This window comes from Microcoleus sp. Pol12B4 (assembly GCF_036701385.1).
In the GTDB taxonomy this organism is placed as follows: Bacteria; Cyanobacteriota; Cyanobacteriia; order Cyanobacteriales; family Microcoleaceae; genus Microcoleus.
Genome location: NZ_JAUBQR010000158.1, coordinates 1 through 15600 on the forward strand (window position 1 = coordinate 1; position 15600 = coordinate 15600).

General features: G+C 44.9%; 14 protein-coding genes. 7 read left to right on the forward strand and 7 right to left on the reverse strand.

Annotated elements, in window-relative coordinates; translation table 11 throughout:
• Positions 1-69: 69 nt before the first annotated feature.
• Positions 70-1533 carry an NB-ARC domain-containing protein gene (locus QUA38_RS20215; protein ID WP_333164849.1) on the reverse strand — a complete coding sequence of 488 codons (1464 nt, stop codon included), beginning with the start codon at positions 1531-1533 and terminating at the stop codon, positions 70-72.
• A 674-nt stretch (positions 1534-2207) separates the two neighbouring features.
• Between QUA38_RS20215 and QUA38_RS20220 the strand changes: the two genes are divergently transcribed.
• From QUA38_RS20220 to QUA38_RS20230, 3 genes are all read left to right on the forward strand, one after another.
• Positions 2208-2609 carry a prepilin-type N-terminal cleavage/methylation domain-containing protein gene (locus tag QUA38_RS20220; protein ID WP_333164852.1) on the forward strand — a complete coding sequence of 134 codons (402 nt, stop codon included), beginning with the start codon at positions 2208-2210 and terminating at the stop codon, positions 2607-2609.
• A gap of 221 nt (positions 2610-2830) precedes the next feature.
• Positions 2831-3157 carry a nucleotidyltransferase domain-containing protein gene (locus QUA38_RS20225; protein WP_333164856.1) on the forward strand — a complete coding sequence of 109 codons (327 nt, stop codon included), beginning with the start codon at positions 2831-2833 and terminating at the stop codon, positions 3155-3157.
• The gene (locus QUA38_RS20230) at positions 3154-3543 is read left to right on the forward strand and encodes a HEPN domain-containing protein (protein ID WP_333164859.1); all 390 of its coding nucleotides are present in this window, start codon (positions 3154-3156) and stop codon (positions 3541-3543) included. Before QUA38_RS20225 ends, QUA38_RS20230 begins: the two co-directional genes overlap by 4 nt.
• A 70-nt stretch (positions 3544-3613) precedes the next feature.
• On the opposite strand, the gene lpdA is transcribed toward QUA38_RS20230, so the two are convergent.
• Positions 3614-5050: a dihydrolipoyl dehydrogenase gene (lpdA, locus tag QUA38_RS20235; protein WP_333164862.1), complete on the reverse strand. Its 1437-nt coding sequence runs from the start codon at positions 5048-5050 to the stop codon at positions 3614-3616.
• A gap of 445 nt (positions 5051-5495) precedes the next feature.
• Here lpdA and QUA38_RS20240 point away from each other — a divergent pair, with 445 nt between their 5' ends.
• Positions 5496-5774 (forward strand): hypothetical protein, encoded by a 279-nt coding sequence (locus tag QUA38_RS20240; protein ID WP_333164864.1) that lies wholly within the window; start codon positions 5496-5498, stop codon positions 5772-5774.
• Between the two features lie 229 nt (positions 5775-6003).
• Here QUA38_RS20240 and QUA38_RS20245 read toward each other — a convergent pair whose 3' ends face one another.
• The 5 genes from QUA38_RS20245 to QUA38_RS20265 all read right to left on the reverse strand — a co-directional run bounded on the left by QUA38_RS20245 (position 6004) and on the right by QUA38_RS20265 (position 13029).
• Positions 6004-8280: an AAA family ATPase gene (locus QUA38_RS20245; RefSeq protein ID WP_333164866.1), complete on the reverse strand. Its 2277-nt coding sequence runs from the start codon at positions 8278-8280 to the stop codon at positions 6004-6006.
• Between the two features lie 158 nt (positions 8281-8438).
• A complete protein-coding gene (locus tag QUA38_RS20250) occupies positions 8439-10016 on the reverse strand; it encodes a polysaccharide biosynthesis/export family protein (RefSeq protein ID WP_333164867.1) in 1578 nt (525 codons plus the stop codon).
• A gap of 129 nt (positions 10017-10145) precedes the next feature.
• A complete protein-coding gene (locus tag QUA38_RS20255; protein WP_333164870.1) occupies positions 10146-10865 on the reverse strand; it encodes a cyanoexosortase B system-associated protein in 720 nt (239 codons plus the stop codon).
• Positions 10865-11740, reverse strand: coding sequence for a cyanoexosortase B (gene crtB, locus QUA38_RS20260; RefSeq protein WP_333164880.1), 876 nt, complete (start codon positions 11738-11740; stop codon positions 10865-10867). Before crtB ends, QUA38_RS20255 begins: the two co-directional genes overlap by 1 nt.
• 149 nt (positions 11741-11889) lie before the next feature.
• On the reverse strand, positions 11890-13029 hold the full coding sequence (locus tag QUA38_RS20265) for a DegT/DnrJ/EryC1/StrS family aminotransferase (RefSeq protein ID WP_333164872.1): 1140 nt from the start codon (positions 13027-13029) through the stop codon (positions 11890-11892).
• 188 nt (positions 13030-13217) lie between these two features.
• Between QUA38_RS20265 and QUA38_RS20270 the strand changes: the two genes are divergently transcribed.
• The 3 genes from QUA38_RS20270 to QUA38_RS20280 all read left to right on the forward strand — a co-directional run bounded on the left by QUA38_RS20270 (position 13218) and on the right by QUA38_RS20280 (position 15546).
• A complete protein-coding gene (locus QUA38_RS20270; protein ID WP_333164874.1) occupies positions 13218-14255 on the forward strand; it encodes an NADP(H)-dependent aldo-keto reductase in 1038 nt (345 codons plus the stop codon).
• Positions 14256-14429: 174 nt separating this feature from the next.
• Complete coding sequence (locus QUA38_RS20275; protein WP_333164876.1) at positions 14430-14954, forward strand: hypothetical protein; 525 nt, start codon at positions 14430-14432, stop codon at positions 14952-14954.
• A 181-nt stretch (positions 14955-15135) separates the two neighbouring features.
• On the forward strand, positions 15136-15546 hold the full coding sequence (locus QUA38_RS20280; protein WP_333164878.1) for a hypothetical protein: 411 nt from the start codon (positions 15136-15138) through the stop codon (positions 15544-15546).
• Positions 15547-15600 lie beyond the last annotated feature (54 nt).

Consider the following 15600-nt stretch of genomic DNA (forward strand, 5'->3'; position numbering starts at 1 on the left):
TCGTTCAGATGTTTTGCAGATACCTAATTCTATCAAATTTAAGTGCGAACGGCTAAAACCCCAATTTTACTAAAAGGGCGATCGGGCTTCTTTTTCTATCTTTGGGCGGGAATAGTTAGTTTTGACATACTCTTTTAGTACCGGTGCAAGGCTGAAAAATGTGCGATCGCCCTCCGGGATTTTTTCAACAAATGAACGCCGTCCCAAGGATTGCATAACTTTCAAAAATTGTGACCGAGATAATTGCACATTCTCTGGCATTTTTGAGATGGAAACTGGTGCGGTTTCACTTGCTAGCCATGACATTACCTGTTTTTCTGACTCGGATAAGCGATTAAATGGCGGATGCAGTAAATATTCTAAATCACCTAAAAATAGTGTATCATCAGACAAAAAATCAGATAAGCTGCCGTTAAACAAATCTTGAATCACTGTAGCAACTATTTTTAACCACAAGGGATTCCCTCTGTATTGTTCAATTAGTTCTGACCATTTTTCATGTTCAGCTAAACCTTTTTCTCTAAGGATTTCCCCCGCTTCAGCACCTAAACCATTCAGTTGTAATGAGCGAATTGGCTGGTTTTTGCCTTCTAATGCGGCGATTTCTCTGGGCTTTTCCGAACCGAGCAACACTAAACAACTATTGTGAGATAATTCTCCTACCTGTCTGAATAGTGTGCCGTAATCTTCATATCCAAGTTGGTAATTGCCAGCGAGTTGTCCGCTGCTATTTACCATTTGTACGTCATCGAGTATCAGCAGACAGCGGTATTTTTGCAAGTAGTCCAGTAGGGACAATCCCCCTGCGATCGCCCCTTCCTCTGGGGCGGGCACGCCGTCGGCATTTGGGGCGGGCACGGGGGCACCGCCCCTACGGAAAGATTGAATGATACTGGTTTGAAGTATTCGCAGTGGTGGAGATGTGGCGAGACTTCGCCAGATGATGAAATCAAATTCATGTTTGATTTGTTCGACAAGTTGGGCGGCGAGTGCTGTTTTCCCAATGCCGACTATGCCGTGTATGGCGAGTAGGCGGGTGTTTTCGTGTAAAATCCACTGTTTGAGGGTGGTGAGAGAGGTGGTGCGATCGTAGAAAGTGAAGATTTTGGGTGCGTCGCTTAAGTCTATATGGGGTTGTTTGGGGGTTTGTTGGGTGTCTTGGAGAGAAGTAGGCGATCGATTATTCATAACTTCTGAGTCATGTATATTACTATTGCAAAAATTAACATTACTAACATTTATAAATTCTTTGGTAAAGTGGGATGAATTAATAGATAAATAAGACTTTTGTAAAATACGTCGAAAATTAGATTTATTAACTTCTATATCTAAAGCATTGGAAATAATTTGCCATAATTCCGAGGCGACATTTCTGACATGGCCTTCTGTACAATGTTCTTCTTCGGCAATCTCGCTATATTTCTGACCCTCCCAGGTTCCTTTCAAAATTGTCTCTTGCAGACGATCTATATGTTTACCAGTCTCGGAAAAAAATAGACTATCTGTAAACTGCAATACATCTTTTACGTCCATTGCTCTGATTTGTCAATAATTTATATCATATTATCACAAATATCTGACATTGGATGACATTAGCAACATTAGATGACATTGACTCAGATTTTGCATGACTAAATTAGTTACTTATTCTGACATATTGTAATTGGCATTTATAAAATTTTAGTTGAATAATTTTAATAGAAGGTGTTCAAAGGTTAGTTGTTTAAATAGGAGAACATAATTGATGGTAAAACCAGCACAATTTAGCAAAATAGCGATGGCTGCCTTAGTTGGTAGTGTAGTTCTGTTTTCTCACACTCAACCAGCCGATGCTGCTTGGTTTAGAAAAGACACTGATCTGGGTCGCCTTTCGACAGGAGACAATTGTAATTATTGGAAAGCGCAAGGAAAACAATGTTTGCCCTCACCTCCTAATGATAGGAACAAGCTCTGTCAATGGAAACATCGTGGTGTCAGCAATGTATGGGGCCAATCTGTTTGGTTTAGCTTTGACACCAAATGTTACAGTTGGCGATGGTTTTGGCAGTAATTTTACAGTTATCTTGTCGCGGTTCACATTCTTATGGTTGTTAGTCGATCGGGATAAACACCAATATCTATAAGGCAGAAAAAGTTCCTACTACGAACATGGGCTTCCAGTAGGAACTCTTTGTGCCTAGTTAATTTTACTGTTGAATTAAGGTAAAATGGAATATATATTAAGAATTTTTTCTCGGCTTGATCGCAAGCAAAACTCAGGTTTCACTCTCGTAGAGTTGTTAGTAGTTATCATCATTATAGGTATTCTCGCTACTATATCTCTGGGGGCCATGTTGAAATTTATAAATAAAGCTAAACAAGTAGAGGGAATTACTTACGTTAATACTTGTCAGAAAAAACAACTAGCTTACTATGCTGAAAATACTCAGTTTACCGACTCCCTAGAACTACTGGGATTGCCAAAGGAAACCAACAATTACATTTTCAAAGTAGATATATTTCCTCCCACCACGCCTGAAGACGGTAATCAAACATTGGCTTGTTGTATGGCTGGGCAAAAGGGAGGTAGTAAAGAAACGGTGTTTATGTGTGCATCATCTGGTGGCTAAAGTGCTTGTCATATAAAAGCGATCGCCCTTCTATTATTATTATTGAGGTGCGATCGCTCTTTTTTTGAGTATCACTAATTCTGTTTCTCCAACACCATAGGGAATTTTTACCGCTTTGACAACCATTCATAAGACAAACTATAGTGAGTAGGAGAAAATCGGAGTGGGAGATTTGGTATAACGAAAGAATCCCGATCGCCCTCCAATCATTTACAAAAAATATGAGCATTAACAATAAACTTAAGAACATACTAACTGAGTTACGATCGCACTTCGAGCAACTCTACGGCGATCGCCTCACCAAAATGGTACTCTACGGTTCCCAAGCCAGAGGCGATGCACGCCCCGACTCTGACATTGATATTTTAGTCGTCCTCAAAGGGCAAGTAAACCCAGGCGAAGAAATTAAAAGAACCAGCCACATTCGAGCCGATTTGTCGCTCCAAAATGATGAAGTCATTAGCTGTCTGTTTATGGACGAACAGCGATTTACGCACTACAACGGGCCTTTATTGCGGAATATTCGTAAAGAGGGAATAGCTTTATGAAACCAGAACAATTAGACTTGCTCCTGAAAGCTCGTCAAAGTCTATCGGCGGCAAAGCTATTACTAAATAATGGTTTCCCAGACTATGCAGCATCTCGCGCTTATTATGCCATGTTTTACATTGCTGAGGCATTTTTAGATGGCGAAGGAATGTCATTTTCCAGTCATGCCGCAGTAATTGGAGCTTTTGGCCGAGAATTTGCCCGTACAGGAAGACTTCCTGCTGAGTTTCACAGATTTTTAATCGATGCTCAAGACTTGCGAAATAGTGGGGATTACGGGGGACTTGATACTGTCACTGTCGAGCAAGCTGCGGAGCAAATTAACTGCGGCGAGCAATTTCTAGAATTAGCCCAAAATGCGATCGGCACTCTACCACCGCCCTAAAACAGTATACCGAAATCCCCGACTTATTCAACAAGTCGGGGATATAAAACAAGAAAACAGCCCCTACAAATTAATGACTACCTGCTCCAGCCGCCCGTTTGAAAGCCTCATCCAACACTTCCGAAAGCGTCGGGTGAGTGTGCACTCGGAATGCTAAATTGTTAACAGAATCGCGCTGGGCGATCGCATTTGCCGCTTCCTGAATCAAATCCGAAGCGTGCAAACCGAAAATGTGAACTCCCAACAACTCCCCAGTATCTTTCCGGTAAATCACCTTAGCCGTACCGTCGGTTTCCCCTTCAGCAATAGCTTTAGAATTTCCCTTAAAATAAGTCTTGACAGAACCGACCTCAAACCCTTCTGCTTTCCCTAACTCTTTAGCCGCAGGTTCCGTCATCCCCACATAGCTAATTTCCGGGTGAGTAAACGCCGCCGCCGGGATACTCAAATAGTCAACTTCGCGGGCACGGCCACAAATATTTTCCACCGCAGCAATTCCCTGAGCAGACGCAGAATGCGCTAACATCATCTTGCCATTAACATCGCCGATCGCCCACAAATTTTGCACCGGTTCTCCCGCCGCCAAAACCTGCATCTTATCGTTAACTGGGATATAACCCCGCATCGTTTCCACGCCAACAGTTTCTAACCCCAAATTCTTACTCACAGGAACTCTGCCAGTTGCTACCAAACAAGCATCTACTTCCAAAACTTCGACAATTTCTTTAGTCTTGAAATCAGCTAATTCAATAATCACCGGCGAACCAGGAGTAATCTTCTTCGCCAAAACACCTACTTTTGTTTCAATATCGCGGGGTGCAATTAACACTCGTTCTGCTAACTTAGCAATATCCGGGTCAAAAGTCGGCATCAATTGGTCTAGAGCTTCAATCATCGTAATTTCGCAGCCTAGGGCTGTGTAAATATCCGAAAACTCCAAACCGATATAACCGCTGCCAATAATTGCGATCCACTTCGGCAGCGATTCCAACCTGACAGCATCATCGCTGGTAAATACAGTTTTGCCGTCAATTTCTATCCCAGGGGGGACAAAGGGAACCGAACCGGGAGCGAGAATAATATCCTTGGCGGTAATAGTTTTCTCGCCTTTATCGGTTTCGACGGTAATTTTTTGAGCACTGGTAATTTTGCCCCAACCTTGGATGACATCGACGTTCAAACGTTTGAGGCTGTTGGTCAAGTCGCCGCGAAGTTTGCTAACAATAGTATTAGCGTGATTGGCGATCGCCCCGCGATCGAAATCCACACTGCCCAATTGAATACCCAAAGTCTTCAGGTGGTGGGCATTCCGCAAATCTCGCACTCGCCCCGAAGCCGCCAACAGCGCCTTCGAGGGAATGCAGCCGCGGTTGACGCAAGTCCCGCCCATGTCTCCCGCTTCGATAATTGCCACTTTCAGCCCGCAGCTAACCGCGTGTATGGCGGCCCCGTGTCCACCCACGCCAGCGCCGATAATTGCTAAATCGTAATCAAATCCCTGAGTCACCTTAAAATCTCCTAATGCCTTTGAAATCTTAGGACTCAAGCAAAAAACACCGTCTCTCCGTCCTTTCGAGGTGGCGCGTTGCCATCGCAACCCTTGAACAGCGGTAATAGTTGCATAAGTCCTGTCTCCTTATTCTCGACTAGACTAGGGTTAATTAGACAACGAAAGAGCCGTAACTGAGATTTTTTCAGGGTCAAGGATTTTGAGCTGGGTCTGCACCAAGTCTCAAATCACTCAGTAGGCCGGTGTAGAGTTAAATATAGTTTGAAGGCTGATAATGCCCGCAGCAGGTTTTATAGGGGGCAGCAAGTTCAGCCACAGGCATTCCTATCGCCCGGTTAAATTCTGTCCTCCTGCTTGTTTTAGTCGGTTTTCATGTCTAATCTCTGCACGCGCCGGGGCGGACAGACTTTGTTGGCAAATTTTAGACCCTATGGAGTGGCTTATGACGGATGACGACGACCAGAAAGATTTACGCCGGGCCTCGGCTCAATCATTTTTTGAGTCCCTGGATGAATTGTTCGATTCTATAGAATCGAACAGCAGTCAAGCTGCACAACCTAAATCTCCACCGCCTCCGGCTAAGTCTTCGAGTCAGTCTTCGAGTTTGCCGAAGAAGACTAGACCTGCGAAAATTAATTTGTCGGATTTTGAAGATGCGATCGCCGATTTGGAACAGTTTATCCAGAGCAAACACCAGAAACGCCCTGAATCCAATCAATAGTGCGATCGACTCATTTTCAAGTAATGACTGTTGACTGTTCACGGTTGACAAGCGAAAAATTTTAGACCGAAGTTCCAGCTCCCAGATTCATCTGTGGAGTCAATTTTTCAATCTCAAATCTCAAATCGACTAGCTGTTAACGGTGCTTTCGGCTTAAGCAGCTTAGGTTACACCTACAAAATATTCACATTTGGTTGAGGATGGCTTTACAAGAATCAAGCCAAATAAATTATCTCAATTTACTATTAATAGCCTTGTTTTTAGGCTTTGACGGCTGCGGTAATTGCCTCGATCGCACTTCGATCGCGCGATCGCCTATCGCACTCACAGGCAACTCTAATTCATCAAGATCATTGCGGAACTTGACCGGAATATCAGCACCGTTAATAATCGCTCCCAACAGCCGCGGCCCGGATTTATGCGACTCCTCATCCTCAGATTCCAGCAACTGATCTGCAGCCTCAGACAACATACTAGACAAAGTGTAACCAGGCCGCGCCACCAAAATCATACCGTCCGTGTACGGTTCCAGCGTCAGCGCGTCGTTGCACTCGCTCAATGCCGGAGAATCCACAACCACAAAATCAAAGCGGTTGCGAACATCCTCAAACAATCTCCGCATTTCGCTCGATTCGAGTACGGCGGAGGCCTGCCGCAAAAAGCCGGGACTCGGCACGACGTATAGGTTCTCTACCTCTGGAACCAAAAGAACGCACTCGCTGATATTGCCGTAATAGTGCAAAGGTTCCACCGCCGCCAGAGGATCAGAGGCGATTTTCAAAGATTCAACATTAGAAGCCGATCGCAAATCTGCTTCAATTAACAAAGTCCGCTTACCCGATCGAGCCGATGCAATTGCCAAATTGTAAGCACTAAAACTTTTCCCCTCCAAAGGCGCCGCCGAAGTCAGCAACACCACCTTCACCGGTTTGTTCCCGATCCGGCGCAAATTAGTACGCAACCGCTCGTAAAATTCCAAATAGGGAGAATTTACCTCCAAGGCGAGTGGCATTATTTCATCGCCGTAAGAATCAAACACCGTCACTTCAGGCAAAACTCCCAGTATCGGCACCTCTTTTTCCACCAAAGCCGCCCGCACTTCTTCCCAACTGTAAAACTTGCCGTTGAGCATCCCCAACAAAAATATCAATCCGCCGCCCAGCAGCAATCCCACAAATCCCCCCACCGCCAGCATCACGGGCAAACCTCTCTTGTTTGACTCAACGTCATCAGTTTTGGGAGGGTGGGCGATTGTCAAACTCCCCGTTGTCTCAGCTACCGCCGCCTCAGCATCTACCAAAGCCGACTGCATCTTGTCGTAGAGAGCTTTTTTGAACGCCACTTGCTGCGCTAACCGCGCTTGTTCTAACTGCTTGTTGGGGATTGTGGCGTGTTCCCGACGCAATTCTTGTTCAGTTTTCTCGATTCCTTGGAGTTGCTGTTGCAGCGTATCCCGCTGCGTTTGCAAAGCAATCAAAGTTTGAGCTAACTGCTGTCTGGCCGGATCTAAAGAAGAGTCTACCCTAATTCGAGCGGCACTTCTGAGCGGAGCAGCCACCCCGTTACCGCCGAGTACCTCAGATTGCCGCTGCTGCAACTGCTGCTCAAAAGCAAGTTTTTGTTTGAGCAATTCTACAATTTTCGGGTGTTCCTCTTGCAAGTCGCTGCGGAGAATTTTGAGCTGAGATTCGATCGAAAACAATTGCACTCGCAGTTGAGCAATAATTGGATCGGCAGAGAGTGCTTGGGCGACGTAAGCTTGCTCCACATTCAATCCCAAACGCTCCTGCAAACTGTTAATTTGAGCTTCAATTCCTCCCAACTGCACGCGGAGTTGCCGCTGCTGCTGTTGGCTGCTGGTAATCGCTAGCGGTAAAGCACCACTCTGAGCTGCTAAAATTGAAGTTCCTTCTCGTTTTTCGTAGGTTTCAAGTTTTGCTTCTATTTCTCTGAGTTCCTGAGTTACTTTCGGCAAACGCTCGTTAATTTGGGCGATCGTTACTCGCAGTCTAGAAGTATTAATAGTTTTGCTGCGAACCACCATTTCGTTCATCACCGTCTTTACTACATCTACTGCCTTTTGGCGATCGGCATTTTTGTACAATACTTGAATCAAAGCGCTGGGGTCATTATTCTTACTCGGCATCTTTACCTGCACCTCTTTTACCAGCTTTTTAGCCAAATCCGGTATTTTTCCCGCTTCTTCTTTGTTTAATTTTCCTTCTGGTTTGATGAGTTTTTCTGCCGCAGGTTTAACCACCCATGTATCCAGCAGCATATCTTTAGTTATTTCTTGTCCTTCCTGTTGAATTTTAGTAGTAGTAGATGAAAAAATCACGTTCGGTCTGTTGTATGCCAGCGTACCTATTGCAACGTAAACTGGCGCCGCCTTTGGCTGCAGAGCCACTACTCCCGACACGCCCACAGTCACCGCGAAAGTAGCCAGTCCCACCCACTTGTATTGGTCGAAAGCAATTAAATAACGTTTGACAACGGATAAAGTCATGACGATTTTAGATTTTAGATTTTAGATTGCTAATTATTAACGATAACTAATGACTACTGACTAATTCTACCAATCCCCCAAAAACCTGCAACCGTAGGTTCGTGATCTAAACTCATATCCCATAAGTCATTGCCCATCGCCAATAGAAAATGGTATGACTACCTATCATTACGTGACGGGCCGAACAAATCTGTTACCCCATTTCTCAACTGCTCAAAGAACAGAATAAATCCCAAAGTATCCCGGAATGGTCGAGTAAAAGTATTGATTACATAACCAATGCGCTCTACCAAATTCCTACCAATGACAATCACATCATTATCTTCGAGCATCGGGTTCTGAGAAATATTGCCCTCCAAAGCAGCTTTAGCATCTATCGAACGGTTGATTGCTCTACCTTGCTTTTCGTCGAACCGAATCAGGGCTATTTTCCGCAAGTTAGCAAGATTCACAGGCAAGTTGTTGAGAGCATCCAAAAACCTGCTGCCATTTTCTACGTAGAACGAGGTCAAACCACCACTAGCGTAACTCAAAACTCGAACGTAGATCCTCGGCTTAATCAGAGTAGACCGCGAAACAAGAGCTTTGTCGTAGTCTAGGTTTTTGGTACTAGCGTCCAATTCCGGGATGACAATCACATCTCCTGATGCCAAAGGAAAATCGAACAAATCGTTAGCGTTTGCTAGGGGAGTGTAGAGGTCGATTGGTTCCTCCACCGACGAGCCGTCCATCAGCGTCCGCCGCACTCGTACCTCCCGCAAATCGGCTTTTCCCGTGACTCCTCCCGCAATCACCAAAGCAGCCGAAATTCGACCAGAACCCGCCGGAAGCGTGTAAAAACCCGGTTTGCTGACTTCTCCGGTGACAGTGATTTGGACGGGGACAGCGGCCGCAGCTAGGCTGTACCTGGATGCTAAATCTTGATCCGATTTGCGATCGGGCGTAACCTGTTTATACGGTACAACGATCGCATCTCCATCTTCCAAACGCAAATCCGGCGGAGCAATACCAGTTTGCAACGGTGTCAAAATATCAACAACTTGCTCCGCGACTGCACCTCCCGGCAGAGTCCGCCGCACCCGCACCGCCCGCAGTTCAGCCGTAGGATTAGTCCCAGCAGCCGCCGCCAGAGCCGCAGGAAGCTGGGGGGTTTGCAGCGGATAAAAACCCGGTCTAGCCACTTCTCCCGTCACCGTCACCACTACGGGGCGCTGAACCAGCAAAGCAGCGGAGACTTGAGGATTTTTGATAAATTGGCCAAAGCGCTCCCGGAGGCGCTGCTGTGATTCTTCGACGGTAAGACCGCGCACATTTACTGTTCCGATTAGCGGCAGTACAATTACCCCTTCAGGGCTGATTGCACCCGTAAAACCTAGCTCTGGGAAGCGCTGAACTTGAACAGAAATCTGGTCTCCCGGGCCCAAGCGGTAGGGCCGATTCCGAAAAGCTGGGTTAATATCCCGGTTGAAATTGGCAGGCGGCGGTGGCGGGACCCGCAATGGCGGTGGCCCCACGACTGGCTCGTCTCTTGGAACAACAGATTGAGCTAAAGCCGTTCCCGAAAAAATTTTGCTATTAAAACCCCAGAATACAGCAGCAAAAGATAGAGTCCAAGCAGTTGAATACAGGCCGGCCAAGGAAAAAGCGAGGCGATTTTTAATCGTGGACTTTCCCCGCCTTTTCAGAGAATTTAAAAAAGTATTATTTTGAATAATGGCCTGACTTGTAAGTTTCATCTAAATATAGCGACGAGAAAAAACAATAAGATATTTTAGGGGCGAGTTGAATCCTGATATTTACTAGGAATTAGTTGATTTTGGCAAAATCGACTCACGCCCTAGGCTGATTTATTTGGACCTACATCCTTACTCAAACCGAAAAGTTTCTGTAATTAATTTAGCCTGGAAACTTTCGGCAAGAGATTCCAGCAAGGGTTGAGCTATCTTAATGTCCCCCTGCGGTTGAATGGGAAGGATGATACTGACAGCAACCCAAGAGGCGCGGCGGTTCGAGAGTCTAGCAATGCTGTCTTCCCAAAACCAGCGGCTGGTTGCTGGAGAACCCCCGTTAGGCCAAGCGTACCATTGCACGACAGCAAAAGTTTGTTGGGGAGTCCAGCTTCGGAAAAACCGGGCTTCGACAGTAGGCGGTGGCTGGTCGGGTATTGGTACTAATTTAACTGTAAACCTCAAAGTACGATGAGAATCGGTTTGCCATCGGTGAAATCCATCGATATCTAGCCATTCCACTTGGGGCTGGTTTTTGGCGTAATTTTGAGGCAACAGCAATAAAATGGCAATTGTTTTATCCTTTTTAATTTCTTCAACTAACCATCTGTGAGTGCCAATTTGGACGTTATTTTGAACGGCTATAACCTGCCACCCAGGAATTTTTATCCCGTTTTGGCGCAAACTTCTTAATTGCTTAAGGTTGGCAAGGGTTGGCGGGTTTGTCCAAGGCCACCTTCCCGTCGCATAGCCGGGAATGGCTACTGCCCCAACCAATACCAGCAAGAACACCAGTACCATAATTTTAGATAATTGATACCGCTGCAGTAGCTTCTGTGCTGAAATCATCTGTTTCATTAATTGCCAGACTGACTTGGGAAATACTTTTCCATCCCGTTGAGGAGAAGTACCAATAACCCTAGTATACAAGCAGAATACAAATCTCCTCCCCATCCGGCGTGCAGCCAAGTAAACAGCGCCTCTCTTTGAGTTCCGTGAAAGTAAGTTAGTACAGTGTTGCGGAAAATGTTGGAAGTGATGCTAATGATGGATGTACTAACTAAAAACAAAAGGCTTTTTTTGCGAGAGTTCCAAACTCCCGTCCAATCCAACAGAATTAAGCTGACGTAAAGACTGGTAAACAGCATTTTTAAGCCTGCACAGTGTGGAGCAACTTCTACAATGCGCTCGTTTACGTACAGATAAATTTCTTCCACTCTCACGTTCATACCAATCTTAATTAATATCCACCCTGATGCTTCAGCAATGAATTTCTGTAAGGGCAAGGCATAGGGTTCTATGAGGTAAGGAATGTGGTTCGGCGAGGCCAGAAATACGAATAAAAGCGGCATCGCCTGCAATTGCAAGCCGGGAATTCCTTTTAAAGATAAGCAAATGCTGGCCAGCATTACGGGGAGGGATAAATTTACTAAATCGCTCAAGCGACTCAGATAAAAAAGCGTGGCTAGTACCAGCAAAAAGCCTCCCAAAGGATGCGGTGAGTTGGGCAAGCTGCGCCAGCACTTTCGGTTCATCCAAGCAATATAAGCTGCGTAGGGTAAACCAATTAGTCCGTGGCTGAAATATTCGTGTTCGAGGCTGATGCTTTTGTTGAGCCAGCCGTCGTACCAGTGTACTAGCAGTGGGGCGTACAGCAGCACTAGGAGTACCGTGATACCTTCCCCCAGTAAGTATCGCTTGAAAACAATGCGAATTTTGCGCTGGATGTGCATGGTGTGAGAAGTTTTAAGATTGCCGTGCTGGATTCGCAACGCTGTGCGGTTTTGAACTGTCAGTTAAAGATTTATTAATTCCCCACAAAAACGCTTTGAGAACCGCACCTTACTGCTTGAAACACCTCCAGCATAAATTTTATGAACAATTAGCAATTCAATGATAGTACGATCGCCCGAACAACTTGCTCGATCTGAGTATTGCTCAATCCCGGATACATTGGCAATGATAAAATTTGTTGGCACAGGGTTTCTGCGTGGGGGAAGTCGCCCCGATTGCCTAAGTTTTGGTAGGCGGGTTGCAGGTGACAAGGTACGGGATAGTGTATGCCTGTTTGAATGCCGTGGTGGGCGAGTTTTTCCTGAAGGGTGTTGCGGTCGATCGAGCTTTCCTCAGTAATTTGGATAACATAGAGGTGATAAATGTGACCGCTGCTGCTGTGGTTGGCGATGGGTACAATGCCTTTGTGTTTCAGGGGTCCTAGTAGAGTATCGTAGTGTTGAGCAGCGTCGGTGCGATCGCGATTCCATTTTTCTAAGTAAGGCAATTTAACATTGAGCACGGCAGCTTGCAAATTGTCGAGGCGGCTGTTGGTACCGATTTCTGTGTGCAAATATTTGCGCGGTGCTCCGTAATTGCGGAGAGTTCGCATCTTTTCTGCGAGCTCTGCATCGTTAGTAATTAACATCCCGCCGTCGCCAAAAGAACCAAGGTTTTTGCTGGGATAAAAGCTGAATGCTGCTGCTTTCCCAATGGAACCCGCGCGGTATCCTTCTCTTTCGGCTAAGTGCGCTTGGGCGGCATCTTCAAATATGATTAAATCGTGGCGGTTCGCAAAATCTAAAAGCTGCCCAGGCGATACCATTTGACCATAGAGGTGTACGGGAATAATTGCTTTAGTTTTCGAGGTAACTGCTGTTTCGGCTGCTGTGAGGTCAATCAGGGCGGTTTCCTGGTCGCAATCTACAAGAATAGGTATAGCTTTGGCTTGGAGGACGGCGATCGCGGTGGCGATAAAAGTGTTAGCGGGTATGATAATTTCGTCGCCCGGATTAATGCCGCAAGCTTGAAGCCCCAGAGCGATCGCATCAGTTCCGCAAGCCACTCCTACGCCGTATTTTACTCCAGAAGCTGCTGCAAATGCTGTTTCAAATTCCGCGAGGGCTTGGCCTAAAATAAAGTCTCCTTGCTCGATAATTTTTCCAATTGTTTCTGTTATTTGAGATTGGATTGGTTGGTGTTGCAGGGAGAGGTTGACAAATGGAACTTTTGGCGGGCGACTACTCATACATCAGAGGAATACGAATTATTTATATTAACATTTAAGTGCGGATATCTTTTAATTTTTTTTAACCGCAGAGGGCGCAGATGAAAAGAGGAAGAGAGGAGAAAGCCTCGCGCACTTTTTTGGAGCTGTCAATTAAATCAAACTTTTTCTGTAATATAGAATCAGATAATTTTCCAGCAAGCGAAATCATGGAATACAAAAAACTAGGCGACAGCGACTTATCAGTATCTGAAATCTGTTTGGGTACGATGACTTATGGCCAGCAGAACACCGTTGAGGAAGCGGCCGAACAGCTCGATTTTGCGATCGATAGAGGCATCAACTTTATCGATACGGCAGAAATGTATCCCGTCCCTGGAAAACCAGAAACTCAGGGAAAAACAGAGGAATATATCGGCGAATGGTTGACGAAACAGCAGCGGGATAAAGTCATTATAGCGACTAAAGTGGCGGGCAGAAGCACTCGATTAAAGTGGATTCGGGAAGGAAAAAATCAGATCGATCGCCCAAATGTCGAAAAAGCCCTGGATGACAGCCTGAAGCGCTTGCAAACTGACTACATCGACCTGTATCAGATCCACTGGCCAGACCGCTACGTGCCCTTATTTGGCGCGCCGGATTACGACATCGCCCAAGAGCACGAAACTGTACCAATTTTGGAACAGTTAGAGGTATTTGCTGACTTGATTAAAGCTGGGAAAATCCGCTATTTGGGTTTAAGTAACGAGACGCCTTGGGGAGTTTGCGAGTTTTGTACGTTGGCGGAAAAACACGGCTTGCCGAAAGTTGTTTCGATTCAGAATGCTTTCAGTTTGAGCAATCGGACATTTCACCTAAATTTAGCAGAAACTTGCCGTTTTAAGAATGTGGGATTGATGGCTTATAGTCCTTTGGGGTTTGGGCTGTTAACGGGTAAATACTTGAATGGAATTCCCGAAAATTCCCGGTTGGCTTTATTCGCTGGATTTGGTCAGCGTTACGATAAAACTAATCTGAATGATGCGGTGAAAGCGTATGTTGAGATTGCGGGGAAACATGGGATCAGTCCGGCGCAGATGGCTTTGGCGTATGTGCGATCGCGCTGGTTTGTAACTAGCACTATTATCGGTGCAACAAGTCTCGAACAGTTGGAGGAAAATATCGGTAGTTTGGAGGTGAATTTGGATAAGCATATCATAGCAGAAATCGATGCGGTGCAAGCTAAGTATCCGAATCCGACACCGTAAGTTTATTACTCCCTCTATCGGCGGTTGAAACCGCTACTACACAAACAAAGTCCGCCTTCGCGGACTAAGAAATAGAGGCAAAATTTACCGCGAATTTGGTATTAGTAGGTTGGGTTGAGGTCACGAAACGAAACCCAACTTATTAAGTTTTTATATTGTTTAGGATGAACAGCGATGAATAGCAGTCAAAAATTTAATTTTAAATTATCCGAGCGTTTCTTAGAAAACTACGCAGATCCTCCTGAAGATCCATTGGGAGAGCTTTCTCATTTTGAAATGGGATGGCGATGTTTCTGTTTTGAATACAACCATAAAGTTTTCATAGAAATAGGTGAGGCTCAAAAAGAGGTATTTTTAGATCCAGATATCTGTATGATGATTGACAATTACTTTCCCAAGGAAATTGCGAAGCTATCGCAAGGTAAACCAATAGAAATAGACTTTGGTGAGAGTTGGTTCACTATTATGTTGGTACCGATCGACAATAAGATTAACTGCACTTGGATCAAGTTTGGGACTTCGTGCTGGGAAAAGCAGTTTGAGTTCGATCGCACTCAAGTATTAGATGTACTCAGAGGTTTTCTTGAGGAAGTGATGCAGCTAGCTGTAGATAAGGGTTACATCACGTTGGAAGAGAAGGAGGAATTTATTCGTCCGGCTTTTGCTAGCAGTACGGATGCTGTGGTATTAGGAAAGTAGTTGGTTTGGGTGGTGTTTTGGCGATCGGTCTGCAAATTCATCCATAAAATAGGAGAATAGTAAAAGGCGATCGCCCTGTTGCTGAGGTGTTACGAGTTGTTACAGCTTCATCCAGTCATGCAGTAAAAGTGAGATACTGCTGATTGTTTAAAGTGAGGGATACTTTTTAATATTTTACTCTATGGAAGAAACAGTACACGACAACTTTTTTAAAAATTTTACTGTAGTAACAGCAACTATATCCGCAGCAAATTATCTTTCTGAAAAGTCAGGTATTTATGCTTTCTATCACGCTTTGGATTTTTCGGAAAATAACTTGTATGAGGATCTAGATAATCGGTTAAAAAATACAGTATTTAAAACCAAATTTTCTGAACAAGATAATAAAAGTAAATTTATTGTCGATACTTGTGGAGAGTCAGTTGGTTTGTCTCAAAAAATGGAGCAATTTATCAAAGCGGTTTCTCAGCCTAAAGAACGAAGAATTTTAAAAGAGTTTCTAATCTCATGTAGCATTCTCCAACGCCCCGATTACATTGGCACAGCAACCAACTTAAGAGATAGATTTATCGTAATTGCTCAACCCCCTTGACAAGAAGAGGAGATAGACATTAGATAAAGGAATGGAAAAACTCCCCGACTTAAA

Coding starts and splice junctions, on each gene's coding strand:
- QUA38_RS20215 (WP_333164849.1), bottom strand. CDS start 1,533: ATGGACGTAAAAGATGTATTGCAGTTTACAGATAGTCTATTTTTTTCC.
- QUA38_RS20220 (WP_333164852.1), top strand. CDS start 2,208: ATGGAATATATATTAAGAATTTTTTCTCGGCTTGATCGCAAGCAAAAC.
- QUA38_RS20225 (WP_333164856.1), top strand. CDS start 2,831: ATGAGCATTAACAATAAACTTAAGAACATACTAACTGAGTTACGATCG.
- QUA38_RS20230 (WP_333164859.1), top strand. CDS start 3,154: ATGAAACCAGAACAATTAGACTTGCTCCTGAAAGCTCGTCAAAGTCTA.
- QUA38_RS20240 (WP_333164864.1), top strand. CDS start 5,496: ATGACGGATGACGACGACCAGAAAGATTTACGCCGGGCCTCGGCTCAA.
- QUA38_RS20245 (WP_333164866.1), bottom strand. CDS start 8,280: ATGACTTTATCCGTTGTCAAACGTTATTTAATTGCTTTCGACCAATAC.
- QUA38_RS20250 (WP_333164867.1), bottom strand. CDS start 10,016: ATGAAACTTACAAGTCAGGCCATTATTCAAAATAATACTTTTTTAAAT.
- QUA38_RS20255 (WP_333164870.1), bottom strand. CDS start 10,865: ATGAAACAGATGATTTCAGCACAGAAGCTACTGCAGCGGTATCAATTA.
- crtB (WP_333164880.1), bottom strand. CDS start 11,740: ATGCACATCCAGCGCAAAATTCGCATTGTTTTCAAGCGATACTTACTG.
- QUA38_RS20265 (WP_333164872.1), bottom strand. CDS start 13,029: ATGAGTAGTCGCCCGCCAAAAGTTCCATTTGTCAACCTCTCCCTGCAA.
- QUA38_RS20270 (WP_333164874.1), top strand. CDS start 13,218: ATGGAATACAAAAAACTAGGCGACAGCGACTTATCAGTATCTGAAATC.
- QUA38_RS20275 (WP_333164876.1), top strand. CDS start 14,430: ATGAATAGCAGTCAAAAATTTAATTTTAAATTATCCGAGCGTTTCTTA.
- QUA38_RS20280 (WP_333164878.1), top strand. CDS start 15,136: ATGGAAGAAACAGTACACGACAACTTTTTTAAAAATTTTACTGTAGTA.